Here is a 26,011-nt window from a genome sequence, read left to right as displayed (position 1 = left end):
CGCGAGAAGAGTTCATACGGCCGACGCTAAGGACTTCGCTCGGATCTCGCCGAGATGCCTCATATCCCGTGGATAGCCCCCGAGTTGTGGATAACTCCGTCACCCACAGGTGTCACTTGCAGCTCTGCTCACCGCGGCGACACCACGACCCCCAGCAGTCCCGGACCCGTGTGCGCGCCGATCACCGCACCGACCTCGCTGACATGCAGCTCGCGCAGTCCGGCCACCCGCTCCCGGAGCCGCTGCGCCAGCGCGTCCGCGCGCTCCGCCGCAGCCAGATGATGGACCGCGATGTCGACCTCGCCCTTGCCCTGGCCCTGGCCCTCACCCGCCCGCTCCGCGGCGATCTCCTCGAGCCGTGCGATGGCCTTGGACGCCGTACGGACCTTCTCCAGCAGTTCGATCCGCCCGTCGGCCAGCTGAAGGATCGGCTTGACCGCCAGGGCAGAGCCGAACAGGGCCTGGGCCGCGCCGATCCGGCCGCCGCGCCGCAGGTAGTCAAGGCTGTCGACGTAGAAGTAGGCGGAGGTGCCCGCGGCGCGCTGCTGCGCAGCGGCGACCGCCTCGTCCGCACCCCCGCCGGCCTCCGCCGTCTCCGCGGCCGCGAGGGCGCAGAACCCGAGGGCCATCGCGACCATGCCGGTGTCCACGACCTGCACCGGTACCGGTGCCTCCTTGGCCGCCATCACGGCCGCGTCGTAGGTGCCGGAGAACACCGAGGAGAGGTGGAGCGAGACGATCGCCTCCGCGCCGGCCGCCGCCACCTTGCGGTAGGTCTCCGCGAACATGCCGGGACTGGGCCGGCTGGTCGTCACGGGACTACGCTTCTGGAGCGCCTGTGCCAGGGATCTCGCAGAGATCTCGGTGCCCTCTTCCAGGGCCCGGTCCCCCAGGACTACGGTCAGCGGCACGGCCGTGATGTGATGGCGCTCGATCGCCGCCCGCGGCAGGTAGGCCGTGGAATCGGTGACGATCGCGACATGGCGGGACATGACTTGGAGATTATCCGGGGATCAGCACGCCGCACAGTGCGGGCCTCTCCCCAAGATCTTCCAGGTTTCCCCAAGGCTGTGCCAAGAGCCCCCGGACGGCGCGGTCACCGCTTATGACCGTCACAGAGATCCCAACGGTCACGGCACCAGTCACGGCAATGGTCACTGCGGTGATCACTACGGCCACTGCTCAGCGCTCCAGGCTGCCCCTCAGCCTGCCGCCGCTTCTCCCGGGGCCCCGCCCCGCCCCCTCCCCACCTCCCCAAATTCACGGCGCCATTCGCCGCCCCGCTCGCGCCCCTACTCAGCCGTGCTGCCGCCTCGGCGCGCCACCGTGTCGCTCCGGCTCCCCCGCCGTCTCCTCCTGCGGCGTCTTGTGCCACGGGTACGACCGCTGGGTGCGCGGGTCACGGGCGGTGAGGGCCTGCGGCGCTTCCGGGGCGGCGGCCGGAGCCCCCGCGTGGCCGGGGTCGGACGAGGCCGCATCCGCAGCCGCGCGGTCGGCGGCGGCCGCGCGGTGCCCGTCGTCCACCGCGGGTCCGGTCTGTGGGGCCGCGGCCTCCGGGACGTCGGTCCAGTGCCGCAGCGCGCCCGCCTCCACATCGATCTGGTCGCTGAGCGCCGCGAGGTCGTCGTCCGCGAACCTGCGGGCACGGTCGCGGGCGGCCCAGCGCAGCGACTCCGCGGAGTGGGTGATCCGCTCCGTGCGCTCCCTGAGCTCCGGGAGGCGGGCGACGATGGTCGCCCGGTCGGGCTCGCGCTCCAGCCGCTTGAGCTCGTCGTCCAGCTCGTGGCCATGGGCGCTCAGCCGCTCGAACAGGCCGATCGCCTCGCTGAGGGAGGCGTCCTCCGGGGAGCCGCCGTACAGCGCGTCCTGGGTGGCCCGCATGGACGTACGGAGCGAGAGCCGGAGCTGGGCGAGTTCACCGACGACGCCGGGCTGGGCGTACTGCCGGGCCCGCAGAGAGGTGTCCTCCACCGTCCGCCGGGCCTGGGCCACGGTGCGGTCCACCCCGCGCTTGGCGGCCTGAACGGCCTTGACCGCCACGAACACCCCGGCCAGCACGAACAGCACGAACAGCAGTCCGACGACGGCGACGGCGGCTTCCATGGCTCTCCCCAGATGTGTCGGCGGCGCCGGGTGTTTCGCCTGCGCCGTGTCTCTCCACCTCTCTCCACGGTAAACGGCGCGGGCAGGTTGCGGGTTCCTGACGAACCCCCAACCTGCCCGTAGGGGACTTCCCCCATGACGTGGAGAACCCCGGATCATCGCTGGTCCGAGAGCCGATCCGGCCACCGACAAAGCCGGCAGAGGTCGGCAGAGACCGTCAGATGCCGACAGCCGCCAGCCGCCAGCCGAAAACCTATGCCGGCACGATGTTCACCAGCTTCGGCGCCCGGACGATCACCTTCCGGATGCCTGCGCCGTTCAGCGCCGCGACCACCGCCGGCTCGGCCAGCGCCGCCGCCTCCAGGTCCGCGTCCGAGATCGACGGGGCGACCTCCAGGCGGGCCTTGACCTTGCCCTTGATCTGGACGACGCAGGTCACCGTCTCGTCCACGACGTACGCCGGATCGGCGACCGGGAAGTCGGCGTGCACCACGGACTCGCTGTGGCCCAGCTTGCGCCACAGCTCCTCGGCGATGTGCGGGGCCAGCGGGGCGATCAGCAGGACCAGCTGTTCGGCGACCGTCCGCGAAACCGGGCCGCCCGCCTTGGTCAGGTGGTTGTTCAGCTCGGTGACCTTGGCGATGGCGGTGTTGAAGCGCAGGTTCGCCATGTCCTGGGTGACACCGTCGATGGCCTTGTGCAGGGCGCGCAGGGTGGCCTCGTCCGGCTCGGCGTCGACCACGGTGGCCGCACCGCTCGCCTCGTCCACCACATTGCGCCACAGACGCTGCAGCAGGCGGTACTGGCCGACGACGGCGCGGGTGTCCCACGGGCGCGACACGTCCAGCGGGCCCATCGCCATCTCGTACAGGCGCAGGGTGTCCGCGCCGTACTCGGCGCAGATCTCGTCCGGGGTGACCGCGTTCTTCAGGGACTTGCCCATCTTGCCCAGCAGCCGGGAGACCTTGCCGCCCTCGTAGTAGAAGACGCCGCCGTCGTGCTCCTGGACCTCCGCCGCCGGGACGGCGATGCCGCGGGCGTCCCGGTAGACGTACGCCTGGATCATGCCCTGGTTGTACAGCTTGTGGAACGGCTCGACGGACGAGACGTGCCCCAGGTCGTGCAGCACCTTGGACCAGAAACGGGCGTACAGCAGGTGCAGTACGGCGTGCTCGGCGCCGCCGACGTACAGGTCGACGCCGCCGTGCGGCTGGCCGTCGCGCGGGCCCATCCAGTACTGCTCGACGGCCGGGTCGACCAGTGCGTCGTCGTTGTTCGGGTCCAGGTAGCGCAGCTCGTACCAGCACGAACCGGCCCAGTTGGGCATGGTGTTGGTCTCACGGCGGTAGCGCTTGGGGCCGTCGCCCAGGTCCAGCTCGACGTTGACCCAGTCCTCGTTGCGGGACAGCGGGGTCTCCGGCTGGGTGTCGGCGTCGTCGGGGTCGAAGGTGCGGGGGGAGTAGTCCTCGACCTCGGGCAGTTCCAGGGGCAGCATCGACTCGGGCAGGGCGTGCGCCACCCCGTCCTCGTCGTAGACGATCGGGAACGGCTCGCCCCAGTAGCGCTGACGGCTGAACAGCCAGTCGCGCAGCCGGAAGTTGACGGTCCCCTCGCCGATGCCGCGGTCGGCCAGCCATGCGGTGATCTTCACCTTGGCGTCGGTGACGTTCAGGCCGTCCAGCGAGATGGTCTCCGCGGCCGAGTTGACGATCTTCGCGTCGTAGGAGGCGAAGGCGTCGTCCCAGGTGGCGGGCTCGGTGCCGCGGTCGTCCGAGGGCTCGACGACACAGCGCATCGGCAGCTCGAAGGCGCGGGCGAAGGCGAAGTCACGGGTGTCGTGCGCCGGCACGGCCATGATCGCGCCGGTGCCGTAGCCCATCAGGACGTAGTCCGCGATGAAGACCGGGACCTGCTCGCCACTGACCGGGTTGGTGGCGTGGACGCCGGTGAAGACGCCGGTCTTGTCCTTGGCCTCGGCCTGCCGCTCGACGTCCGACTTGGCCGCGGCCTGCTTGCGGTAGGCGGCGACGGCCTCTGCCGGGGTGGCGTGGCCACCGGTCCACACGTCGTGGGTGCCCGCGGGCCAGGCGTCGGGCACGATGGAGCCGGTGCCGTCCTCGGAGCCGGCGATCAGCGGGTGCTCGGGTGCCAGCACCATGTAGGTGGCGCCGAACAGGGTGTCCTGGCGGGTGGTGAAGACGGTGATCTTCTCGGAGTCGCCGACGGGGAAGCCGACCCGGGCGCCCTCGGAGCGGCCGATCCAGTTGCGCTGCTGCAGCTTGATGGCCTCCGGCCAGTCCAGCCCGTCCAGGTCCCTCAGCAGCCGCTCGGCGTAGGCGGTGATGCGCATGTTCCACTGGCGCAGCTTCGCCTTGAAAACGGGGTAGTTGCCGCGCTCGGAGCGACCCTCGGCGGTGACCTCCTCGTTGGCCAGCACCGTGCCCAGACCGGGGCACCAGTTGACCGGTGCGTCCGAGGCGTACGCCAGGCGGTACTCACCCAGGACGTTGGCGCGCTCGATGGCGCTCAGCTCGTGCCAGGGGCGGCCGTCGGGGGTCGGGCGGGCGCCGGCCTCGAACTGGGCGACCAGGGTGTCGATCGGGCGGGCCGCGTCCGCCTCCGGGTCGTACCAGGAGTTGAAGACCTGCAGGAAGATCCACTGGGTCCACTTGTAGTACGCCGGGTCGATGGTCTCGACCGAACGGCGCTGGTCGTGGCCCAGGCCCAGGCGGCGCAGCTGGCGCCGCATGTTGACGATGTTGGCCTCGGTGGAGACCCGCGGGTGGGTGCCGGTCTGGACGGCGTACTGCTCGGCGGGCAGACCGAAGGCGTCGAAGCCCAGGGTGTGCAGGACGTTGTGGCCCGTCATGCGGTGGTAGCGGGCGTAGACGTCGGTGGCGATGAAGCCCAGCGGGTGACCGACGTGCAGGCCGGCACCGGACGGGTAGGGGAACATGTCCATGATGAACTTCTTGGGGCGGGCCACCCCCGCCGGGTCGCCGGCCAGGTCGCCGGCCGGGTTCGGGGCCTGGTAGGTCCCGTTCTCCTCCCAGAAGTCCTGCCAGCGTGCCTCGATGTCGGCGGCCAGCGCCGCCGTGTAGCGGTGCGGCGCTGCCACCTCGGCGGGGGCACCTCCCGCGCTTGCGCCAGCGGGGGAGTTGGTCGTCTCGCTCATCCTCAAAGCTCCATCGATCGTCTCTGCCTGCGGAAACGCGCCTGGTTCCCGGCACACCGGAAACAAAAAGACCCCTCGCACAGGAGGGGACGCCGCGCCGATTCCGACGGATCTGTCATCCGTCGGCACTGATCAGCGCGGCCCGCTAAGCAGAAGGCGTACGGCACGCATGGCGCCAGGGTACCGCAGGGCACTCGGGGCCCGCGCTGAGGTTTACCCCCATACGGGCCCCACCCGGTGTCCCGCCCCGCTACCGCTGCCCCCTGTCACGGACGGCACGGAGCCGGGTACCGCACCCTTGCTCAACGGTGCGGCACCCCTGGGTCAGGAGGGGTGCCGCACCCGGCTCAGGGGCGGTAGGAGCTGACGTATCCGGCGCCCGGCGTGCCCACGCCGGTGACCTCGTCATAGCCGACGGTCGCGCGCAGGGAGCTGTCCTTGCCCAGGCTGCGCAGCGAGGTCGTGGTGCCCTTGCTGTCGTCGGCGCCGTTGACGTAGTCCACGCGGACGACGGCCAGGTCACGGCCGGCACCCAGCGGGTGGTCGGTGACGTCGTGGTAGGCGGAGGTGCCGTAGCGCTGGTAGATGCCGGGGTTGGCGAAGCCGATGGCGACGCCGTGCCGGGCCTGCTGGGCCAGTGCCTGGACGCCCGCGATCACGGGCGCGGCCAGGGAGGTGCCGCCGATGCGGTACTCGTCGTAGCCGAGCTTCCCGCCGGCCAGCGTCTGGGTCTGGCCGACCAGGAAGCCGGTGTTGGGGTCGGCGACCGCCGAGATGTCCGGAACGGTGCGCATGGCGCCCTTCAGGGCGATGCCGGAGAGCCCGTCCGGGACGACTCCGCGCTGGTAGTAGGGCTGCGGCACGGTCTTGCTGACCCCGCCGCCGGCGCCGCCGTTGAAGGCACCGGGGAAGCCGTCCCAGCTGTCTCCGCTCTTGGACAGGACCGCCTTCTGGGTGCCCCAGCCGGTCTCCCACTGGTAGGCGTCGTGCTTGCCGACGGCCAGGGAGGTGCCGCCGACCGCAGTCACCCATGCGGAGTTCGCCGGGGTGCCCACCTGCTTGGTGCCGGTCTTGGCGGCCTCGTCACCGTCGTCGCCGGAGGAGAAGTAGAAGCCGATGCCCTGGACGGCGCCCTGCTGGAAGATCTGGTCGTAGGCGGCCGCGACCTCGGGGGTCTCGTTGGCCTCGACGTCGCCCCAGGAGTTGGAGACGATGTCCGCGAGGTGCCCGTCGACGACCTTGCCGAGGGAGTCCAGCAGGTCGTCGTCCATGCAGGAGGCGCCGCCGACGTAGACGACGTTGGCGTCCGGGGCGACCGCGTGCACGGCCTCCACGTCGAGGGTCTCCTCGCCGTACCAGCCGGCCGCGCCGCACTCCTCGATGTGGTTGTAGTCCTTGGGCAGCACCTGGGAGAGCTGGCCCTTGCGGTAGCGGGGGTCGCCGTTGCGGGCGGCGTAGGTGTCCGCGTCCTTGGCGATGGTCGGCGAGGCGAAGGCGTCGGTGATCGCGACGGTGACGCCCTTGCCGGTCCACTTCTTCGCCCCGTAGGCGGCCCGCAGCTGCTGGCCCGTGTAGCCCTTGATCGCGTACGGCGCCTTGCTCCCGTAGGCCGACGGCAGCTTCTTGTCGGTCCGCGAGCCGTAGTACGAGGAGAACGGTCCGGAGTTGCGGAAGACGCCCTCCGGGGGCGGCAGTTCGGTGGAGTGGTGCTGGGCGAGCTTGGGCGCGTTGTCCAGGCCGGTGACCGCCAGCACCGCGCCGGACAGGGCGGCGGGCGCGGAGGCGGTGCTGGACGGGGCGTGGTAAGTGTGCCCGCCCTTGCGGTAGTTGTGCAGGTCGGTGGCGAAGGCACGCTCAGCGGCGGCCGCGTCGCCCTGGACCGTGAGGTAGCGGTGGGTACTGCCGGTGACCGTCAGGCCGGACTTCTTCAGCCAGTCGGTCACCTTGGCTATCTGGTCCCGCGTGGCGCCGTAACGGGCCCGCACCTGGGCGGGGCTCAGGTACTTCCCGTACGAGGCGGAGTGCGGGTCCGACACCGCGCGGGCGTAGTCGGCGAGGCCCTTGGCATCCCGCCCGGCCAGGTAGACGCGGGCGGTGACCGGCGTACCGGCGGCGGTGGCGCCCCGGTCGGCCTGCCGGGTGGCCCACAGGGGCTTGGTGCCCTGCAGCGCGTGCCGGCCGCCGTCGTGGCCCGCGGCGTCGGCGGCGGGCGCCCCGAGTACGAACGCGCCGGCGACCAGCGGCAGCGTCGCTGCCCAGGCCATGCCGGCGCGCAGACGCGGCGTTCTGGTACGGCTCGATCTCATATAACCCCCTGCTGTGGCGATGCGGTGCGCTGCGGGGTGACGCGGTACACGGGCGCGCCGGTGCGCGGCACCGCACGAGCGGTCGGTGCGATGGATGTGACTCACGCGAATCGCCACTCTCTCGGTGAACTGTTCATGTCAGGGGCATGCGATCACCAAGAAGAGACCAAGGAACGGCAAGGACTGGTCAGAAAGGGGCACTCAGCGGACGGTCAACTCGCCATAACGGACAGCCCGCTGACCAGATATCAGCGCAACCCCGGAGCAACCGCCCGCTGCATCCAGCCACGCCAGACCAGGGCACTGCTCCTCCCCACGCACAGCAGAGCAGGCCGTCCGCAATGGACGGCCTGCTCTGCTCTTGTGGAGCTAAGGAGAATTGAACTCCTGACCTCCTGCATGCCATGCAGGCGCTCTACCAACTGAGCTATAGCCCCAGGTCTTGTTTTTCCGCCCGGTTCCCCGCTGCGGCATCGCCTACATTACACGGACCTCCCCGGCTTCTGCCAAATCGCTTCTCCCAGGGCCCTCCGGCAGGGGGTGCGCGCTCCTCGCTTACCCCGGGGCCCCGGGAACGGGTGCGCGGTACTGTCGGCAGCACGTGCCCGATTCGTCCAGGGGGAGCCGTACGACGTGACCGCGCTGGAGCTGGAGCAGTCCACCGAACCGGGCGGCCCGCACCCCGTCGGGAGCCGTTTTCGAAGATGCGGCCGGCGCCCGACCCTCGTGGCCGCGCTGGCCTGCCTGGTCTCCTTCGCCGCCTTCTGGACCGCGCAGCGCCTCGCCCACGTCACGATGATCGACCTCATGGTCTACCGCGCCGAGGGCCTCACCGTCCGCACCGGCGGGTCCCTCTACGACATGGTGGCGACCTCGGCGCACCTGCCCAACACCTACCCGCCCTTCGCGGCACTGCTGTTCACCCCGCTCACCCTGCTCGGCGTCCCGGCCATGCGCACCCTGGCCACCGCCGGCAACCTCCTGCTGCTGGTCGCCGTCGTCCACCTCTCGCTACGGCTCGCCGGCCGGCCCCGGAGCCTCCCGCCGGCCGCCGCCACCCTCGCGGTCTCCGCGCTGCTGGTGTGGTGCGAGCCGGTGTGGACGACGCTGCGCTACGGACAGATCAACCTCCTGCTGGCCGCCCTGGTCCTGTGGGACCTGACCCGCAAGGACACCCACCGGTCCGCGGGCATGGGCATCGGGCTCGCGGCCGGCCTCAAGCTGACGCCGGCGCTGTTCGCCGTCTTCCTCGCGCTGGCCGGCGCCGTCCGGGCCGGTCAGCTGCTTCGCTCCGGCGCCGGACCGCGGGCCGCCTGGAACCCCTGGCTACGGCAGGCCGTGGTGGCCACCGCCACCTTCCTGGCCACCGCGCTGCTCGCCGCGCTCGCCCTGCCCCGCGACTCACACCGCTTCTGGACCGAGATCGTCTTCGCCGCCGACCGGGTCGGCGAGGTGGAGATCACTGCGAACCAGTCGCTGCGCGGCGTCCTCGCCCGGCTCCTGCACACCCACGACCCGGGCGCCGCCTGGGTCGTCCTCGCCGGCCTGACCGCGGCTGCCGGGCTGGCACTGGCCGCCGGATCACTGCTGCGCGGGCGGCGCGCCTGGGCCACCGCCTGCTGCGCGGCCACCGCGCTCCTGGTCAGCCCGATCTCCTGGTCGCACCACTGGGTGTGGTGCGTCCCGATGCTGATCCTGCTCGGCTCCGAGGCGCTGGACCGCACCGGGACCGGCGCCCGCCGCTGGTGGTGCGCGGCCGTCTCAGGGGGCCTCCTCTTCTGCTCGTTCGCGCTGTGGTGGGTGCCGCACCGCTGGCACCAGCACGAGGAACTGCACCAGAACGGCGTCCAGATGCTGCTCTCCGCCGTCTACCCGATCGCCGGACTGGCCGTTCTGACCCTGGCCGGGACGATGTTGTGGCGCCGGAACCGCACGGCCATGCCCGGGGATTGAACGGCCGCCGGCTCACTGCCCGTCCAACGCCCGGCAGCTGCGGGGCAGTTCCGGCCGCCCGAAAGCGCACGGAAGTGTCCGGAGTTGCACGACGCGGCACGCACGGTTTCGGAACGGGCGCCAGGAGGCGGGCGCCGGGCCCGGGTTGGCGAGCCGGGCCCCGGTTAGCGAGGTCCGGACGCCGGTTGGTGACGGCCGGGAGGCGGTTGGTGGCAGCCGGGAGGCGGTTGCGCTCAGGCCGTCGCGAACGAATAGAACCGCTTCAGCGTGCAGTGTTCGTCCAGCAGCCGCCCGTAGATCGGCTCCCCGTCGAGCTCCCGGTAGGTCTCGATGGGGTCGCCTTTTATGACCAGGGCGCGAGCGCACTCCTCGCACCAGTACTGGTAATCGGTGTTGACCGGCTCCATGTCGCGGACAATCGGCGTACCGCTGCCGCACCAGTCACACTTCCTGCTGTGGGCGCCCATCCATCAGCTCCAACTGTGGCCGCAGGCCGTACAGACGAAGGAAATCCCGCCGTTGTCGCCGAGCATCTGCGCCACATGGGACGAACCGCACGAGGGGCACTGCAGGGCCGAGCCGGCTCTTCGGCCGCCTCCGGCCGGAGGGGTGTGCGCGGGGCGGGTGAAGCGGACACCGTCCGGCAGCCGGTCATCAAGCTGCGCCTCGACCGCTTCGAGCAGGTCACGGACGTCAAGGATGCTCGTGGGCATCGCGATCTTCTCCTCCCCTGCCGGCGCCGTCCGATTCTGCCACGGACCGCCCACCAGGTCAGGTCCGCCGTGCGCCGCCCCGGGCCGCCGCCCACCGGAAGTTGAGGCGGTACGCAGGGACGGCGACACCCCTGGGGAGACGCTGCCACACGGAGCGCCGCACGGACGACCGCGCGGGGCGTGCGGCGGGCGCCCAGGAGAGCCGATGCGTTCCACCGGGCTTCACCGGGCACCGTCCGCCCGGAGCCCGGAGCCCGCAGCCCGCACCGAGCGTGTCCCGCACCACCGGGGAGGCCGCCCGGCCACCCGGCCACTCAGCCACCCGGCGCAGGTGTGAGACGTCGCACACAGCGGGGCGTGCACGCCGCGCCTCGACGCACCAGCCGGACAGGGCCCGTAACGCAGAGATCCCGCCTCCTGAGGGAGACGGGATCTTCCGGGTTGTGGAGCTAAGGAGAATTGAACTCCTGACCTCCTGCATGCCATGCAGGCGCTCTACCAACTGAGCTATAGCCCCGGGTCTTGTTCCGCTCCCCCGGGTTTCCCCGGCGGCGCCGCGAACAAGAAGAACTTTAGCCTGCGACCTGCCCAGATGTGAAATCCGGGTCCGCCGGGCCACCCTGCGGCGGCTCAGTCGTCGTCGCCGAGCACCGGCTCCGGCAACGTGCCGGCGTTGTGCTCCAACAGCCGCCAGCCGCGCGCGCCCTCGCCCAGCACGGACCAGCAGCAGTTCGACAGGCCGCCCAGGCCCTCCCAGTGGTGGGCCTCCAGCCCGAGCAGCCGCCCGATGGTGGTGCGGATCGTGCCGCCGTGACTGACGACGACCAAGGTGCCGTCCTCGGGGAGCTTCTCGGCGTGGTTGAGGACGACGGGCGCGGCCCGGTCGGCCACCTCGGTCTCCAGCTCGCCGCCGCCGCGGCGCACCGGCTCACCGCGCTTCCAGGCGGTGTACTCCTCGCCGTGACGCGCGAGGATCTCCTCGTGCGTCAGACCCTGCCAGGAGCCCGCGTAGGTCTCCCGCAGGGCCGCGTCCCGGGTGATGTCCAGACGGGTCAGGGCGGCCAGCTCACGCGCTGTGTCCGAGGCCCGCTGGAGGTCGGAGGAGATGATCGCGTCCGGCTGCAGGGCCGCCAGCAACCGGGCGGCGCGCCGCGCCTGGGCGACGCCCGCCTCGGTCAGGGCGATGTCCGTCGATCCCTGGAACCGGCGCTCCAGATTCCAGGCCGTCTGGCCGTGCCGCCACAGGACGACACGGCGGCCCTGGGCCCGCTTGCCGCCGCTCAGAGCAGCTCTCCGTCCTGCGGGCCCGACGCCTCGGCGTGCGCGGCGGCCTTGCCGCGGGTGGCCTTGGCGTCCTCGGGGAGGTCGATCTCGGGGCAGTCCTTCCACAGCCGCTCGAGCGCGTAGAACACGCGCTCCTCGCTGTGCTGGACGTGCACGACGACGTCGACGTAGTCCAGCAGCACCCAGCGGGCCTCGCGGTCGCCCTCACGGCGGACCGGCTTGGCGCCGAGGTCCTTGTTGAGCCGCTCCTCGATCTCGTCGACGATCGACTTGACCTGGCGGTCGCTGGGCGCCGACGCCAGCAGGAAGGCATCGGTGATCGAAAGGACGTCACTGACGTCGTACGCGATGATGTCGTGCGCGAGCTTGTCGGCCGCGGCCTGGGCGGCGGCGTTGATGAGCTCGATGGAACGGTCCGTGGCGGTCACAAGCGGCTTTCCGGGTCGAGGGCAGCCTCTCCGGCCGCGTCGGGGCAGATCGTCCGCGACGTCCCGCGGCACGCGCCGCGGTCCCCATGGCCAACCGGATCAGCGGTCAGGTACCCCTCAAGGGTCTCACGGACCACAGACACTCCCGTCAGGGTTTTCGAACGCCCCGGTCACATGCGGCGTCCGCGCAGGTCAGGGCCGTAACGGGAGCGGCCCGGCCCGTCACGAGGGCCGGGCCGCTCCCGCCGGTCAGCCCTTGAAGTCCTGCCCCAGGACGACGGTGAGGTCGGCGTTCTCCGCACCCTTGCCCTGCCGGACCGCGCCCGCCGGCAGGCCCAGCGTCTTGGCGACCTCGGCGGCCTTCGCCTTCTGGGCGGCGTCCGCGTAGGTGACCTGCGAGGTGGCCCGGGCCACGCCCTCGGGACCGGCGTCGACGAAGCTGTAGCCGCCGTTGAGCAGAGCGACCTGCGCCTTTCCGGTGGCGGCCTTGTTGCCGCTGGCGTTGCGGACCGCGACCCGGGCGGTCGCGTCGGGGGCGGTCTTCTTGACGGTGCCGCCGAGCACGTCCTTGACCACGCTCGACGCGGTGGACTGGCTGAGCGTGCCGTTGGTCTGCACGGGCAGCAGCGTCGTGGTGTACGCGCCGGTCTTGGCTAGCTCCGCGCGCTGCGCCAGCGAGCTGCCCAGCTGCCCCTCGGTGAGCGGCGGGTCCAGCACCTGGAGCAGCGCCTTGACGGTGGCGGTGGCGCCGTCGGCATCGCTGGAGACCTTCTTCAGGGTCGCCTGCATGACCTGCCCGAACCGCTGCAGCTGCCGCACCTGGGTCTCGCCCGGCGCCTGGTAGGTGGCGTAGGCGACGGCCGCCTGGCCGCCCATGTCCTGGGCGCGGCCCTGCTTGACCACCGGGGAGTCGCCCTTCTTCGCACCGGGCACGGTGGCGTTGGTGTCGAGGGTGATCCCGCCGACGGTCTCGACGAGGTTCTCCAGGTACGGGGTGTCCAGCCGCCAGGTGGCCTTCAGGTCGGCGCCCAGAAGGCTGTTGAGGGAGTCCCGGGTCGGCTCGGCACCGTCGTCCTTCACCGACTTGCCGAGCGTCGTGGACGAGCCGTCGTCCTTGGGGACGACGAGGCTGTTGGGCAGCAGGACGGTGGTGCCCTTGTGGGTGGTCTCGTTGTCCACCAGCAGCGCCGTGGAGCTGTTGCCGGACTTGGTGTCGCGCAGGTGCACGACGAGGACGTCGCGCTTCTCGCCGCCGGCCACCGCCCCCTTGGCGGCGCCCGGCCCCTCCAGGCCCGGCAGCTTGCCCGCCCACCACAGATAGCCGACACCGCCGGCCACCAGGAGGGCCAGCACGACCGAGAGCGCCACGATCCGGCTGCGGCCGCGCCGCTTGGCCTCCTCGCGCCGCTCGGTGCGGCTCTCGGTGAACTTCAGCCAGTCGATGACGTCTTCGGAGTCCTCGTCCGGCTCCTCGATGAAGGAGAACTGCTCGGTGCCGTACTCCTCGTCGGCCGCCCCCGAAGGTCCGCCCGCGGCCTCCGGCTCGGTGCCACCCTCCGCCGGGGCCCGGCGCCGGCCCGCCGGACGCGGCGGCTCCTCGGCTGCGGGCTGCTCGTACGGCGGCTGCTGGGCCTGTTGCGGGATCCACTCCTGCTGCTGGGGCTGGGCCGGTTGCTGCGGGTGTCCGCCGTAGGGGTCGTACTGCTGCGGATAGCCGGGGTCGGTCTGCACCTGCTGGCCGCCGTACCCCTCGTAGCCGTACCCGGGCCCGCCGGAGCCGCCCTGCCGGTCCGCGTAGAACTGCGGGTCCTGGTGGCCCTGCTGCCCGCCGTACGGGTCGTAGCCCGGGTAGCCGGCGGGGTCGGCAGGCGCGGGAGCAGTCTGCTGCCCGTAGGGGTCGTAGTGCTGCTGATAGGCCTGCTGTTGCGGGGTGGCGTCGTGGTAGACCGGCCGCCCGTAGGCGTCGTAGGTGTAGCCCGGCTGACCCTGTTGGCCGTGGGCATATGGGTCATGGGCGTATGGGTCCTGCGGCCCGTACGGATCCTGTCGGTCGCTCACCGGTGCCCCTTTCCGTCAGCCCCGTCAGCGGTCGTTGCGGTACAGCTGTTTTTTGTCGATGTAGCGCACCACACCGTCCGGCACCAGGTACCAGACCGGATCCCCCTGGGCGACGCGCGCCCGGCAGTCGGTCGAGGAGATGGCCAGCGCCGGCACCTCGACCAAAGAGACCGCTCCTTCGGGCAGCCCGGGGTCCGCGAGGACGTGTCCGGGCCTGGTCACCCCGATGAAGTGGGCAAGTGAGACCAGCTCCGCGGCATCGTGCCAGGTCAGAATCTGACTGAGCGCGTCGGCGCCGGTGATGAAGAACAGATCCGCGTCACGGTGCTCGGTACGCAGATCACGCAGCGTGTCTATGGTGTACGTCTTGCCGCCGCGGTCGATGTCGATCCGGCTGACGGAGAACTGCGGGTTCGATGCGGTGGCGATGACCGTCATCAGATACCGGTCCTCGGCGGGGGACACCGTCTTGTGGCTCTTCTGCCACGGCTGTCCCGTCGGCACGAAGATGACCTCGTCGAGGTGGAACTGGCTGGCCACCTCGCTGGCGGCGACCAGGTGTCCGTGATGGATCGGGTCGAACGTGCCGCCCATCACTCCGAGTCGCCGCTTCACGGGCCCTGTGTGCTCTCCCATGCGTGCAGACCCTACTGGGCGGCGCGCGATGCCGGGGGCCGGGTACCGGGTGCCGGAGCTCAGCGGTCCCGGTTGAAGCGGGTGGTGATCCACAGCAGCAGGAGCAGGATGAACAGGGCGCCACCGCCGGTCACGTACGGGCTGAGGCTGGCGTGACCACCCTCGTGTCCGGGTTCGGCGGCGAGGGAAACCAGGGACTGTGCGGTGGTGTGCAGGCTCATCGTCGGCAGGACCAATCCGGGCTGGGGTCGGGCAGAGACTTCCACCACATCGTATGCGGCGGCCCACCGCGGGCTCACGGCGACTCCGCCCGGAGGTGTCCGAAGGCCGTGCGGCCGGGGCCGTCCGGCGGCCCCGATCGGGCGTCAGTCCTGGCCGTAGCCGCGCAGCAGGAACCAGGCGAGGAGGGCGGCGCCCAGGACACCGCCGATGATGACGGCGCGCAGGATCCACCCGGGCCCGGTGTCGCGGGCGGTCTCCTGGGCGGCGGCGAGCAGCATGCTCGGGTGCGGCATGACGGTGCGCTCCCTTGGGTACGGCCCGTGCCTTCCGGTACGGGCCTGGCCGGTGACTGGTGCGATCGCCAGCGTACGCCCGAGCATCCAATCCACTGTCAGCGGCGTCCTCTAGGCTGAACCACACGCAGTCGAATAGGGGGAGGCCCCAATGACGGAGAGCCCAGGCGGCGCGAATGTACCGAGCCGGGACCGGCGGCGATTCCCCGGAATCTCCTCGCGGTCGTACGAGCATCCGGCTGACCGCTCGGCGCTGGTGGCACTGCGCAAGCTGAGCGGCTTCGACACCGTCTTCAAGACGCTCAGCGGTCTGCTGCCGGAGCGCAGCCTCCGGCTGCTGTTCCTGTCGGATTCGGTGCGCGTCGGCGACCAGCAGTTCACGCACCTCAACGACATGCTGCGGGACGCCTGCTACATCCTGGACCTGGAGAAGGTCCCGCCGATGTACGTCAATCAGGACCCGCAGCCCAACGCCATGTGCATCGGTCTGGACGAGCCGATCATCGTCGTGACGACCGGCCTGGTCGAGCTGCTCGACGAGGAGGAGATGCGGGCGGTCATCGGCCACGAGGTCGGCCATGCGCTGTCCGGGCACGCCGTCTACCGCACGATCCTGCTGTTCCTGACGAACCTGGCGATGAAGGTCGCCTGGATCCCGCTGGGCAACGTCGCGATCATGGCGATCGTGACCGCACTGCGCGAGTGGTTCCGCAAGTCGGAGCTGTCGGCGGACCGCGCCGGGCTGCTGGTCGGGCAGGACCTGCAGGCCTCGATGCGCGGTCTGATGAAGCTGGCGGGCGGCAACCACCTGCACGAGATGAACGTGGACGCCTTCCTCAAGCAGGCGGACGAGTACGAGTCCGGCGGCGACCTGCGCGACTCCGTGCTGAAGATCCTCAACCTGCTGCCGCGCAGCCACCCGTTCACCACCGTGCGGGCGGCCGAGCTGAAGAAGTGGGCGGCCAGCCGCGACTACCAGCGGATCATGGACGGCCACTACGCGCGCCGGGACGAGGACAAGGACGCCTCGGTGTCCGACTCCTTCCGTGACTCCGCCGCGCACTACGCCGATTCGGTGCGCAACAGCAAGGACCCCCTGATGGGCCTGGTGCGCGATATCGCGGGCGGTGCGGGCGACCTGGGCGGCAAGCTGCGGGACACGGTCTTCCGCGGCGGTCCGCGCGACGGCTCCGGCGGCGCCAACGGCTCCGGTGACCGTCCGGGCGGCCCGGACGCCTCCTGAAGGTCCACGGCGCTGCCCGCCGCGGCCCGGCGGCTAACGGATCGGGTGGCTGGGCCTGGGCTGGGCGGAGGGCGCCAGCTCACCGCAGAGCGAGGGGCTGATCCGGTCCCTGGCGTAGGGGTCGGTGCCCGCAGGGTGGTCCTGGCCGGCGTGCTGTCCCGCGAACAGCGGGCGCAGCGCGTCGGCCGGCTGCGAGGAGCAGGCCAGCGGCCCGGCCTGGGTGCTGCTCTGCAGCACCTCCAGACGGTGGTCGGCGAGGTCGTCCCGGCCGATCCGGAAGTGCATCTCACGCCGCACGGTCACCAGCGAGGCGGCTTTCGGGGTGGCCTTGCCGGTGTGCGCCTCGGTGCCCTTGTGTGCGCCGGGGGCGGGCCGCACCGCGTAGACGAAGGTGTAGTCGGCGGTGACGTCGATAGCGTCCGGGGTCAGCTCCGACGCCGAGAGGGTGCCGTTGACGCGGACGTTCCGGTCCGCGAGCCGGGTCTGCCGGGGGTCGAAACGGACCAGCCAACCGGTCGCCGCATAGCGGCCGTTGCCGTCCGGGTGCGCCATGCTGCGGTCGAACTGGTCGAGTTGGCCGGTGTCCAGCAGCAGCCGCACGGGCCGGACGGATCCGCCGGTCAGGGTGGCCGGGTCGACCGAGGAGCGGACGAGGTAGTCCTTGGCGATGGTCAGGGCGGAGACCAGCTGGCCGTCGGAGAAGTGCTCGGTGCGGCTGACCGTGGGCAGATTGACGCCCGCCGCGCCGATCCGGTAGTCGGCCGCCGGGCTGTGGGCGAAGAGGTCCTCGGGCGTCGCTCCCGGTACGGTCCCGGTCGGCGCGAGCGGCACCACCGAGGACCGCAGCGGCTGTGCCTGCACCGGCTCCGGGGTCTTGTACGGGTGCCGTACGCCCATGTAGACGGCGGTGCCGAAGGCGAGCACGATCAGCAGCACCAGCAGGACGGCCTGCCGCGAACCGCCCAGCCGTTTCCAGATGTGCCGCGTCTTCACGGCCGGCGAGTGGTGCTCACCGAGCCGTTCGTCGGCCGAGAACTCCTGAAGGCGTGCAGCGCGCACGAACGATTCGTCGAAGACGACGGATCGGTACTCGTCCTCACCGCCTCCCTGGGCGCCATAGGGCGTCCCTTCGGGAGGGTCACCAGCCCCGGTCATACAACAAGAGTAGGTCTGACAGGGCGAAGGTAAACGCCGGGGCACCAGGCAACTTCAGCACGGGATTCCGTTTCGGATAACCGATTTGCGGGCAGCGGAAAACGCCGTCACTGAGGCCTGGGCACCGCCGAGATCGACGGGCGCGCCGGCTCGGCGGAAGGCATCGTCGGCAGCCCCGGACGCGCCGTGCGCACACCGTCCGTACCGTCCGTGGTCGGGGCGTCCACCCCGCTGGACGTCGGGGCCGGGGCCGGGCTCTGGTTACGCCCCGAGGCACCGCGGTAGACGGCGCTGAAGGCCAGCGCGATCAGCCCGACCCCCATCACCACGGCCAGCACCCAGGCGACCGGGCGGTGCCAGCGGGTGCTGCTCCGGTAGGGGCGCAGCGACCCGCCTTCGGGCCCGTAGGGGCCGTAGCCGTCGTCGTACTCGCCGTCGTCGTACGCGCCGTACGGGTCGTAGTCGTCAGCCCCCGGGGCGCGCCCACGGCGGCGCCCGTGCGTGAGGCCGTCGGGGTCGTCGCCGTCGGGGCCGAATCCCGGCCCCGAGCGGGCCGCCTCGGCCTCGGCGCGCGCCTCGGCGGCGGCCAGCATCCGCTCGACCGCCGAGGGCTCATGAATCCGCGCGGACCTGACGAATTCCTCGTCGAAGACCACGGAGGCGAATTCGTCGTCCGCTTTTCCGTGGCTCCCGTGGTGGTGCTCGTCGGGCTCTTCGCCGTCCGGGAACGGCGTGCCCCCCACGTCGTCCGGCACCCGTCCAGGTTAGCCCCGGCCCGTCACTTTGGGCAGAGAGATTCCACAGAGAGAACAACAATCCCCGGCGGGTTTCAGCGGGTGTGGCCGTCGCCGGTGACGATGTACTTGGTGGAGGTGAGTTCCGGCAGGCCCATGGGGCCGCGGGCGTGCAGCTTCTGCGTCGAGATGCCGATCTCCGCGCCGAACCCGAACTGACCGCCGTCGGTGAAACGGGTCGAGGCATTGACCGCCACGGTGGTCGAATCGACCAATTGGGTGAACCTGCGGGCGGCGGCCTGCGAGCCGGTGACGATGGCTTCGGTGTGGCCGGAGGTCCAGCGGCGGATGTGCGCCACCGCCGCGTCCAGGTCGGGCACCACGGCGGCCGCGAGGTCGTACGAGAGGTACTCGGTCGCCCAGTCCTCGTCGGTGGCCGGGGCCACCAGCCCCGGGCCGGCCTGCTGCCAGGCGGCGTCGCCGTGCACGACCACACCGGCCTGGGTCAGCGCCTCCAGCGCGCGCGGCAGGAACTTCTCGGCGATCCCGGCGTGCACCAGCACGGTCTCCGCGGCGTTGCAGACGCTGGGCCGCTGCGCCTTGGAGTTGATCAGGATGTCGATCGCCATGTCGAGGTCGGCCGCCTCGTCGATGTAGACGTGGCAGTTGCCGGTGCCGGTCTCGATCACCGGGACCGTGGACTCCTCGACCACCGTGCGGATCAGCGAGGCACCGCCGCGCGGGATCAGCACATCGACCAGGCCGCGGGCCCGCATCAACTCCCGCACCGAGTCGCGGCTCTCCCCTGGCACCAGCTGCACCGCGTCGGCGGGCAGTCCGGCGCTGCGCACCGCGTCGCGCAGCACCTCCACCAGGGCGCTGTTGGAGGCGTACGCGGAGGACGAGCCGCGCAGCAGCACCGCGTTGCCGGACTTCAGGCACAGGGCCGCGGCGTCCACCGTCACATTCGGGCGGGCCTCGTAGATGATCCCGATCACGCCGAGCGGGACCCGGACCTGGCGCAGGTCCAGGCCGTTGGGCAGGGTCGAGCCGCGCACCACCTCGCCCACCGGGTCGGGCAGCGCCACGACCTGGCGGACGTCAGCGGCGATCGCCTCGATCCGCTCCGGGGTGAGGGTGAGCCGGTCCACGATCGACTCGGCGGTGCCGGCCTCCCGGGCCTTGGCGATGTCCCGGGCGTTGGCGGTGACGATCGTGTCGGTCCGCTCCACCAGGGCGTCGGCGATGGCGAGCAGCGCGGCATCGCGGGCCGTCCGCGGCAGCGGCGCCAGGACGGCGGCCGCCTCCCGCGCACGGCGGGCGGTGTCGAGGACGGGCGAGGTCTGGGATGCGCTGCTGCTCATGGCCGCAGCCTATCGGGCAGGCAGGTCACGGCCAGCGGGTATCTCACTGCGCGGGACACCGGTGCCCGACGGGCGGCCCGGGCGCGCACGCTCCCGGCGCCCCGGCGGCCCCTGCCACGCCTGTCGCGCCTGTCGCGCCTGTCGCGCCTGTCGCGCCTGTCGCGACGGTCAGAAGGGATGGACGCCCACCGGCGCGGCCGGCGGAGGGCCGTAGCCCTCGGCCACCCGCTGGTGGTAGGTGTCGCGGTCGATGACCTCCAGGCCGACGATCTCCCACGGCGGCAGCTTGGCCGTCGAACGGTGCTCGCCCCACAGCCGCAGCGCGACCGCCGCGGCGTCGTGCAGGTCCCGCGCCTCCTCCCAGTAGCGGATCTCGGCGTGATCGTTGGCGTAGCGGCTGGTCAGCAGGAAGGGATGGTCGTGGGCGAGCTGTTCCAGCGCGCGCCGGACCTCCTTGAGCGGCGCCTCGGTGCCCGAGACGCTGAGGGTGATGTGCCACAGCCGCGACACCTCCCGGTGCTCGCGGTCCGGGGCGGGTGCCGCGCTCAGGCGTTCCGCGCGCTCACCGCCCTCCGGCGGGCCGTCGCCCCGGCCGGTGCCGACGCTGGTCAGTGCCCGTTCCGCCGTCCCTCGGGGCAGCGCCCCTGGGCGCCCTCGTCTCACCGGCGGCCTCCTGTGATGCGCGTCGCTCCGCCTCGGGGTGCGGAGCCGATTGGTGCGGTCGTACTGCGGCGGGTGCGCGTGCGCGCTGCGGGCGCCGCTCCCCGACGGCGCCCCCGCAACAAAGTTGACCAGCCCGCGGCCCGTTGCGGGGGCGTTTTCACCAAGGTCCCCCGGGAAAGGCGGGTCCGTGCACGCTGCGCCGGACGGCGTGCGCAGCCGGTGACCGTCAGCGGACGGACCGGTGGCTATCAGTGGTGCAGGAGCACCAGATCGTCACGGTGCACGACCTCGCGCTCGTACGCCGGACCGAGCTCGCGGGCAAGGTCCCGGGTCGAACGCCCCATCAATCGGGGGATTTCCCGGGCGTCGAAGTTGACCAGGCCACGGGCCACCGCACGACCCTCGCCGTTCCGCAGCTCCACCGGGTCGCCGGCGGAGAACTCCCCCTCCACGGACGCGATGCCGGCCGGCAGCAGCGAGGAGTGCCGCTCGACCACCGCCCGCACCGCACCGTCGTCCAGGACGAGCGCGCCGCGCGGTGTGGAGGCGTGCGCCAGCCACAGCAGCCGGTCGGCGGAGCGCCGGCCGGTGCGCAGGAAGTGGGTGCCCGTCGGGCCGCCGGCCAGCGCCTCCGCGGCGTGCACCGCGGAGGTCAGCACCACCGGGATGCCGGCCGCGGCCGCGATCCGGGCCGCCTCGACCTTGGTGACCATCCCGCCGGTGCCGACGCCGGCCCGGCCGGCGCTGCCGATGGACACGCCCTCCAGGTCCTCGGGCCCGCGGACCTCGGCTATCCGGGACGTGCCGGGAGTGGCCGGGTCGCCGTCGTAGAGGCCGTCCACGTCGGAGAGCAGGATCAGCAGGTCGGCCCGGACCAGGTGGGCGACCAGCGCGGCCAGCCGGTCGTTGTCGCCGAAGCGGATCTCGTCGGTGGCAACGGTGTCGTTCTCGTTGACGATCGGTACGGCGCCCATGGCCAGCAGCTGGTCCAGGGTCCGGTAGGCGTTGCGGTAGTGGGCTCGGCGGCTGGTGTCGTCCGAGGTCAGCAGGATCTGGCCGACCCGGCGGCCGTAGCGGGCGAAGGACGCGGTGTAACGGGCGACCAGCAGGCCCTGGCCGACGCTGGCGGCCGCCTGCTGACGGGCCAGGTCGCGCGGCCGCTTCTCCAGGCCCAGGGGCGCCAGCCCCGCCGCGATGGCGCCCGAGGAGACCAGCACGATCTCCTTGTCCTGGTGCTTGGCCAGCACGTCCACCAGCGCGTCCACGCGGTCGGCGTCCAGCCCCCCGGCGGCCGTGGTCAGCGACGACGAGCCGACCTTCACCACGATCCGTCGGGCGTGAGCCACTTCCTGCCTTGCGCCTGCCACCCTGCGTACCCCTGTGTTTCCGATCCGCGGCCGTACGGGTTCCCGGTTCGTCCCCGCACCACGTCCTACGGGCGCAATCTACGGCAGTGCGGCGGGTCGATGCGTACCGATATCGTCTGGCGGACGCCCCGCGAGACGGCCACGGCGGGCCCGGCACTACTCCCGCGTGGTGAATCACACGCGGAATCGCGCGGCGCAGCCGGCGGATATCGTGGCCCCGCGGAAAACTCGTGTGGCCCTTCCCACTCCGATCGCGTCAAACGATCGCGTCAAAGGCCTCTCGGATCCCACGGGAATCCCACGCGGAGCGCGTGGGGGAATTCCATAAGACGGATGCCAGGCCCGAGGGGTTGCGTTCGATTGATCCGCTTTCGCGGTGATGAGAGCCACAGCAGATTGTCACCAAGGCCAACAAGGTCATACGGTCGGGTGTCCATCGGTCCCGTTTCGCCGCCCCGGCGGTGTCGCAGCGCGGGACCTGGCCGCCCCCCTCGGCCTCCCCCTGACCTTTCTTGCTGCCAGGAGCCCTCCCCCGTGCCTTCCGCCGGAATCGTTCCCCGCCGAGCCGTACAGCTCGCGGCGCTATTCGCGATGATGGTCGCCTTCACCGCCCAGCTGGTCGGTGCGCTGCTGCCCGTCATCCCGCTGTTCATCGCCGCATCCGTGGTCAACCTGGGCCTCGATCTGATCCTCCAGCACAAGCAGCCCGGCCTGCTTGCAGTGCTGGGCCGGATCCGGTTCGACGTCACGGTGCGCCAGTTGCTGCGCGACATGCTGATACTGGTCGGCCTGCTGCACATCGACGGCATCAACCCGCTCGAGGAGCAGGCGCCGCTGACCATCACCCTGCTGCTCTTCTACGGCACCCACTTCGTGTGCCAGGCGGTGGCGGTGCTGGTGCGCCGGACCCGCAGCCTGCCGTTCGTCACCCGCAACATCGACGCCAGTTCGCTGCGGCTGTGCGACGCCCCGCCGCGGATCCTCTCCCGCCAGACGGGCCGGCGGCTGCTGCGTTTCTCCGTGCCCACCACGGCCGGCATGATGCTCACCGCCATCACCACGGACGCGTACTGGGGCGGCGTCGGCCTGGCCGTCTCCCTGGCGCTGTCCGCCGGCGGCACCCTCTACCTGGGCACCTGGCTGCTGCCCAAGAAGCGGGTGGCCGCGGAGAAGCAGGCGCTGGAGTGGCTGGACAACTGGCTGGCCGAGTACCGGCCGACGGTCGGCATGTACTTCTCCGGCGGTTCCTCCTCCGCCTACCAGGCCAACATGTGGCTGGGCACCCTGGCCGCCCTGGACGGCAACCCGATCATCGTGCTGCGCGAGCGCTTCATGGTGCAGAAGATCGAGGCCACGGACGTGCCGATCGTGTGCATCCCCAAGGTCGCCAACCTGATGCGCCTGGAGCACTCCACCCTCAAGGTGCTGCTGCACCCGGCGAACTCCGGCAAGACCTCGCAGATCCTGCGCATCCCCTCCATCAAGCACGCCTTCATCAACCACGGTGAGAGCGACAAGCTGTCCTCGTGCAACCCGTACGCCAAGGCGTACGACGAGGTGTGGGTTGCGGGCCCGGCGGCCCGTGACCGCTACCAGCTCGCCGACATCGGCGTCGAGGACAAGGACGTCGTCGAGGTGGGCCGCCCCCAGCTGGCCCCGATCCGGCCCTACGCGGGCCCGCCGGCCGGCCAGTTCACCACCGTGCTGTACGCCCCCACTTGGGAGGGCTGGGACGGCAACCCGGGCAACACCTCGGTGATCCTGGCCGGTGAGAACATCGTCCGCGAGCTGCTCGCCGACGACCACGTCCGGCTGCTGTACAAGCCGCACCCGATGACCGGTTCGGTCGACCCGCGGGCGGGCGCCGCCAACACCCGCATCCAGGCGATGATCGCGGAGGCCAACACCCGGCGCAGCGGTGCGCGTCCCGGTGCCGAGGCGGCTGCCGAACTGGCCCGCCGCACCGAGGAGCTGAGCGCGCTGACCACCTCCGCGTTCCGCAAGAGCGCGGACGAGCTGGAGCGGATGCGGCTGCAGGGCACTCCCGACGAGGGCCGCGCGGCCGCCGTCGACGCGGCCAACACCGCCTGGGAAGAGGCGTACTGGGCCTCCTTCCCCGAGTGGGAGCACCAGATCATCACCACCGCCCGCCCCGGCATCTTCGGCTGCTTCAACCAGGCGGACGTACTGATCAGCGATGTCTCCAGTGTGGTCTCCGACTACCTCACCAGCGAGAAGCCGTACGCGGTCGCCAACACCTCGGGGATGACCGAGGACGACTTCCGCGCCAACTTCCCGACCGTGCGGGCGGCGACCATCCTCACGCCCGGCGCCACGGAGGTGGCCGGTCTGCTGGACGCGGTCCGCAACCCGGAGCAGGACACCCTGGTCGCCGAGCGGGTCGAGCTCAAGGAGCACCTGCTGGGCCCGTCGGACCCGCCCTCGTCGGTGCGCTTCAACCAGGCGTCGCTGAACCTGTGCGCCAAGGCCGACGAACGCCGCGTCCGGATGGAGAACCGGCTGTCCGGTATCCCGGGACAGCGCTCGCAGGAGGACGTGGACGCCTCCGAGAGCGCCGAACGCAACGACAACGGCGCCTCGGACGCCACGGCGGCCGTCTAGCCCGCAGCGGGGCGGCCACGGCCGCGCACCGATCCAGGTACGGGGAAGGCCCCCGGGAGATCGCTCTCCCGGGGGCCTTCCCCGTTCACGGTCACCGGCCGCGCGCTCAGCCCAGCGGATCGAAGCCGCGGTACTCGGCCTCGGCCTCGTCCCGCTCGGCGTCCCGGTCGCGGCGGCGCTGTGCGGCCGGCCGCGGGGCCTCGAGGCGGTGGTCCTCACCGCGCCGGCCGAGCATCTCGGCGCCGGCCGACATCGAAGGCTCCCAGTCGAAGACGACCGCGTTGTCCTCGGAGCCGATCGCCACCCCGTCCTGGGCCCGGGCGCCCGCCTTGAGCAGCGCGTCCTCGACGCCGAGGCGGTTGAGCCGGTCGGCGAGGTAGCCCACCGCCTCGTCGTTGTTGAAGTCGGTCTGGCGCACCCAGCGTTCGGGCTTCTCGCCCCGTACGCGGAAGAAGCCCTCGCCCTCCTGGGTGACGGTGAACCCGGCGTCGTCCACGGCCTTGGGCCGGATCACGATCCGGGTGGCCTCCTGGACCGGCTTGGCGGCGCGGGCCGTGGCGACGATGTCGGCCAGGGCGTACGACAGCTCCTTGAGGCCCAGGTGGGCGACGGCCGAGACCTCGAAGACGCGGTAGCCCCGCTCCTCCAGGTCGGGCCGGATCATCTCGGCGAGGTCCTGGCCGTCGGGGATGTCGACCTTGTTGAGCACGACCACCCGCGGCCGGTCCTCCAGGCCGCCGTACTGCGCCAGCTCCTCCTCGATGATGTCGAGGTCGGAGACCGGGTCGCGGTGCGATTCCAGGGTGGCGGTGTCCAGGACGTGGACGAGGACCTCGCAGCGCTCGACGTGCCGCAGGAACTCCAGGCCCAGGCCCTTGCCCTGGCTGGCGCCCGGGATCAGGCCCGGCACGTCCGCGATGGTGTAGACCGTCGAACCGGCCGTCACCACGCCGAGGTTGGGCACCAGCGTCGTGAAGGGGTAGTCGGCGATCTTCGGCTTGGCGGCGGAGAGCACCGAGATCAGCGAGGACTTGCCCGCGCTCGGGTAGCCGACCAGCGCCACATCCGCGACGGTCTTCAGCTCCAGCACGATGTCCCGGGCCTCGCCCGGCTCGCCGAGCAGCGCGAAACCGGGGGCCTTGCGGCGGGCGGAGGCCAGCGCGGCGTTGCCCAGACCGCCGCGGCCGCCCTGGCCCGCGACGAAGGTGGTGCCCTGGCCGACCAGGTCGGCCAGGACCTCGCCGTTCTTGTCCAGCACCACCGTGCCGTCCGGCACCGGCAGGACCAGGTCCTTGCCGTTCTTGCCCTCGCGGTTGTCGCCGGCGCCGGGCTGGCCGTTGGTGGCCTTGCGGTGCGGGTGGTGGTGGTAGTCGAGCAGGGTGGTGACGTCCCGGTCGACGACCAGGATCACATCGCCGCCACGGCCGCCGTTGCCGCCGTCCGGTCCGCCGAGCGGCTTGAACTTCTCCCGGTGTACGGAGGCACAGCCGTGGCCTCCGCTACCCGCGGCGACATGGAGCTCGACGCGGTCCACGAAGGTGGTCATGGTGGGGTGCCTCCTGATGAGCGGGGTGGTCTGCGCGTACCGCGTGCGGTGCGGAGCACGCGGCGGGTACTGCGAAGCTGTCTCAAGTCGTAACACGCCAAGGGCGGACCAGCCTTCCCGCTCGCGCGAGAGAAGGCGGTCCGCCC

21 protein-coding genes and 2 tRNA genes are annotated in these 26,011 nt (G+C 71.6%); 3 read left to right on the top strand and 20 right to left on the bottom strand.

What is annotated here, in order from left to right; genetic code table 11:
- Nucleotides 1-128 precede the first annotated feature (128 nt).
- The 5 genes from AB0G84_RS01095 to AB0G84_RS01075 form a co-directional block, all read right to left on the bottom strand.
- Complete coding sequence (locus tag AB0G84_RS01095; protein ID WP_361313664.1) at nt 129-992, bottom strand: DegV family protein; 864 nt, start codon at nt 990-992, stop codon at nt 129-131.
- Between the two features lie 304 nt (nt 993-1,296).
- The gene (locus tag AB0G84_RS01090; RefSeq protein WP_361313661.1) at nt 1,297-2,103 is read right to left on the bottom strand and encodes a hypothetical protein; all 807 of its coding nucleotides are present in this window, start codon (nt 2,101-2,103) and stop codon (nt 1,297-1,299) included.
- Between the two features lie 253 nt (nt 2,104-2,356).
- The gene (locus AB0G84_RS01085) at nt 2,357-5,278 is read right to left on the bottom strand and encodes a class I tRNA ligase family protein (RefSeq protein WP_361313658.1); all 2,922 of its coding nucleotides are present in this window, start codon (nt 5,276-5,278) and stop codon (nt 2,357-2,359) included.
- A 347-nt stretch (nt 5,279-5,625) separates the two neighbouring features.
- Nucleotides 5,626-7,584 (bottom strand): S53 family peptidase, encoded by a 1,959-nt coding sequence (locus tag AB0G84_RS01080; protein ID WP_361313655.1) that lies wholly within the window; start codon nt 7,582-7,584, stop codon nt 5,626-5,628.
- A 364-nt stretch (nt 7,585-7,948) separates the two neighbouring features.
- Nucleotides 7,949-8,021 (bottom strand) — tRNA-Ala (locus AB0G84_RS01075).
- Nucleotides 8,022-8,217: 196 nt separating this feature from the next.
- Here AB0G84_RS01075 and AB0G84_RS01070 point away from each other — a divergent pair.
- Nucleotides 8,218-9,537 carry a glycosyltransferase 87 family protein gene (locus tag AB0G84_RS01070; RefSeq protein ID WP_361313652.1) on the top strand — a complete coding sequence of 440 codons (1,320 nt, stop codon included), beginning with the start codon at nt 8,218-8,220 and terminating at the stop codon, nt 9,535-9,537.
- 233 nt (nt 9,538-9,770) lie between these two features.
- Here the strand turns inward: AB0G84_RS01070 and AB0G84_RS01065 are convergent, their stop codons facing one another.
- From AB0G84_RS01065 to AB0G84_RS01025, 9 genes are all read right to left on the bottom strand, one after another.
- Complete coding sequence (locus AB0G84_RS01065; RefSeq protein ID WP_030413843.1) at nt 9,771-10,004, bottom strand: hypothetical protein; 234 nt, start codon at nt 10,002-10,004, stop codon at nt 9,771-9,773.
- Between the two features lie 3 nt (nt 10,005-10,007).
- On the bottom strand, nt 10,008-10,250 hold the full coding sequence (locus AB0G84_RS01060) for a hypothetical protein (protein WP_361313649.1): 243 nt from the start codon (nt 10,248-10,250) through the stop codon (nt 10,008-10,010).
- 444 nt (nt 10,251-10,694) lie between these two features.
- Nucleotides 10,695-10,767 (bottom strand) — tRNA-Ala (locus AB0G84_RS01055).
- Between the two features lie 113 nt (nt 10,768-10,880).
- Nucleotides 10,881-11,534, bottom strand: coding sequence for a histidine phosphatase family protein (locus AB0G84_RS01050; protein WP_361315036.1), 654 nt, complete (start codon nt 11,532-11,534; stop codon nt 10,881-10,883).
- Nucleotides 11,531-11,962 carry a ribosome silencing factor gene (rsfS, locus tag AB0G84_RS01045; RefSeq protein ID WP_361313647.1) on the bottom strand — a complete coding sequence of 144 codons (432 nt, stop codon included), beginning with the start codon at nt 11,960-11,962 and terminating at the stop codon, nt 11,531-11,533. Before rsfS ends, AB0G84_RS01050 begins: the two co-directional genes overlap by 4 nt.
- 249 nt (nt 11,963-12,211) lie before the next feature.
- Entirely contained in the window at nt 12,212-14,020 is a 1,809-nt protein-coding gene (locus AB0G84_RS01040; RefSeq protein ID WP_361313644.1) for a LytR C-terminal domain-containing protein, read from the bottom strand.
- A 24-nt stretch (nt 14,021-14,044) separates the two neighbouring features.
- The gene (gene nadD / locus AB0G84_RS01035) at nt 14,045-14,656 is read right to left on the bottom strand and encodes a nicotinate-nucleotide adenylyltransferase (RefSeq protein ID WP_361313642.1); all 612 of its coding nucleotides are present in this window, start codon (nt 14,654-14,656) and stop codon (nt 14,045-14,047) included.
- A gap of 59 nt (nt 14,657-14,715) precedes the next feature.
- A complete protein-coding gene (locus AB0G84_RS01030; RefSeq protein WP_361313639.1) occupies nt 14,716-14,877 on the bottom strand; it encodes a hypothetical protein in 162 nt (53 codons plus the stop codon).
- 144 nt (nt 14,878-15,021) lie between these two features.
- Nucleotides 15,022-15,171 (bottom strand): hypothetical protein, encoded by a 150-nt coding sequence (locus tag AB0G84_RS01025; protein ID WP_361313637.1) that lies wholly within the window; start codon nt 15,169-15,171, stop codon nt 15,022-15,024.
- Between the two features lie 151 nt (nt 15,172-15,322).
- Here AB0G84_RS01025 and AB0G84_RS01020 point away from each other — a divergent pair, with 151 nt between their 5' ends.
- Entirely contained in the window at nt 15,323-16,414 is a 1,092-nt protein-coding gene (locus tag AB0G84_RS01020) for a M48 family metallopeptidase (RefSeq protein ID WP_361313634.1), read from the top strand.
- 33 nt (nt 16,415-16,447) lie between these two features.
- Here the strand turns inward: AB0G84_RS01020 and AB0G84_RS01015 are convergent, their stop codons facing one another.
- The 5 genes from AB0G84_RS01015 to proB all read right to left on the bottom strand — a co-directional run bounded on the left by AB0G84_RS01015 (nt 16,448) and on the right by proB (nt 21,676).
- Nucleotides 16,448-17,569 (bottom strand): hypothetical protein, encoded by a 1,122-nt coding sequence (locus AB0G84_RS01015; protein ID WP_361313631.1) that lies wholly within the window; start codon nt 17,567-17,569, stop codon nt 16,448-16,450.
- Between the two features lie 107 nt (nt 17,570-17,676).
- Nucleotides 17,677-18,324, bottom strand: a complete 648-nt coding sequence (locus AB0G84_RS01010) for a hypothetical protein (protein ID WP_361313628.1) — start codon at nt 18,322-18,324, stop codon at nt 17,677-17,679.
- Nucleotides 18,325-18,398: 74 nt separating this feature from the next.
- Nucleotides 18,399-19,667 (bottom strand): glutamate-5-semialdehyde dehydrogenase, encoded by a 1,269-nt coding sequence (locus AB0G84_RS01005; RefSeq protein ID WP_361313626.1) that lies wholly within the window; start codon nt 19,665-19,667, stop codon nt 18,399-18,401.
- A gap of 168 nt (nt 19,668-19,835) precedes the next feature.
- Nucleotides 19,836-20,330 carry a hypothetical protein gene (locus AB0G84_RS01000; RefSeq protein ID WP_361313623.1) on the bottom strand — a complete coding sequence of 165 codons (495 nt, stop codon included), beginning with the start codon at nt 20,328-20,330 and terminating at the stop codon, nt 19,836-19,838.
- A gap of 248 nt (nt 20,331-20,578) precedes the next feature.
- Nucleotides 20,579-21,676, bottom strand: coding sequence for a glutamate 5-kinase (proB, locus tag AB0G84_RS00995; protein WP_361313621.1), 1,098 nt, complete (start codon nt 21,674-21,676; stop codon nt 20,579-20,581).
- Nucleotides 21,677-22,231: 555 nt separating this feature from the next.
- Between proB and AB0G84_RS00990 the strand changes: the two genes are divergently transcribed.
- Nucleotides 22,232-24,319 carry a hypothetical protein gene (locus tag AB0G84_RS00990; RefSeq protein WP_361313618.1) on the top strand — a complete coding sequence of 696 codons (2,088 nt, stop codon included), beginning with the start codon at nt 22,232-22,234 and terminating at the stop codon, nt 24,317-24,319.
- Nucleotides 24,320-24,425: 106 nt separating this feature from the next.
- Here AB0G84_RS00990 and obgE read toward each other — a convergent pair whose 3' ends face one another.
- Entirely contained in the window at nt 24,426-25,865 is a 1,440-nt protein-coding gene (gene obgE, locus AB0G84_RS00985; protein WP_361313615.1) for a GTPase ObgE, read from the bottom strand.
- Nucleotides 25,866-26,011 lie beyond the last annotated feature (146 nt).

The organism is Streptomyces sp. NPDC020742, from assembly GCF_040641675.1.
GTDB lineage: Bacteria > Actinomycetota > Actinomycetes > Streptomycetales > Streptomycetaceae > Streptomyces.
This window is presented reverse-complemented; position numbering and strand designations above follow the sequence as displayed.

What these genes read in the sequence shown, in the direction of transcription:
- AB0G84_RS01095 (WP_361313664.1), bottom strand. Translation starts at nt 992, where the DNA reads ATGTCCCGCCATGTCGCGATCGTCACCGATTCCACGGCCTACCTGCCG.
- AB0G84_RS01090 (WP_361313661.1), bottom strand. Translation starts at nt 2,103, where the DNA reads ATGGAAGCCGCCGTCGCCGTCGTCGGACTGCTGTTCGTGCTGTTCGTG.
- AB0G84_RS01085 (WP_361313658.1), bottom strand. Translation starts at nt 5,278, where the DNA reads ATGAGCGAGACGACCAACTCCCCCGCTGGCGCAAGCGCGGGAGGTGCC.
- AB0G84_RS01080 (WP_361313655.1), bottom strand. Translation starts at nt 7,584, where the DNA reads ATGAGATCGAGCCGTACCAGAACGCCGCGTCTGCGCGCCGGCATGGCC.
- AB0G84_RS01065 (WP_030413843.1), bottom strand. Translation starts at nt 10,004, where the DNA reads ATGGGCGCCCACAGCAGGAAGTGTGACTGGTGCGGCAGCGGTACGCCG.
- AB0G84_RS01060 (WP_361313649.1), bottom strand. Translation starts at nt 10,250, where the DNA reads ATGCCCACGAGCATCCTTGACGTCCGTGACCTGCTCGAAGCGGTCGAG.
- nadD (WP_361313642.1), bottom strand. Translation starts at nt 14,656, where the DNA reads ATGGGAGAGCACACAGGGCCCGTGAAGCGGCGACTCGGAGTGATGGGC.
- AB0G84_RS01030 (WP_361313639.1), bottom strand. Translation starts at nt 14,877, where the DNA reads ATGAGCCTGCACACCACCGCACAGTCCCTGGTTTCCCTCGCCGCCGAA.
- AB0G84_RS01025 (WP_361313637.1), bottom strand. Translation starts at nt 15,171, where the DNA reads ATGCCGCACCCGAGCATGCTGCTCGCCGCCGCCCAGGAGACCGCCCGC.
- AB0G84_RS01020 (WP_361313634.1), top strand. Translation starts at nt 15,323, where the DNA reads ATGACGGAGAGCCCAGGCGGCGCGAATGTACCGAGCCGGGACCGGCGG.
- AB0G84_RS01015 (WP_361313631.1), bottom strand. Translation starts at nt 17,569, where the DNA reads ATGACCGGGGCTGGTGACCCTCCCGAAGGGACGCCCTATGGCGCCCAG.
- AB0G84_RS01005 (WP_361313626.1), bottom strand. Translation starts at nt 19,667, where the DNA reads ATGAGCAGCAGCGCATCCCAGACCTCGCCCGTCCTCGACACCGCCCGC.
- obgE (WP_361313615.1), bottom strand. Translation starts at nt 25,865, where the DNA reads ATGACCACCTTCGTGGACCGCGTCGAGCTCCATGTCGCCGCGGGTAGC.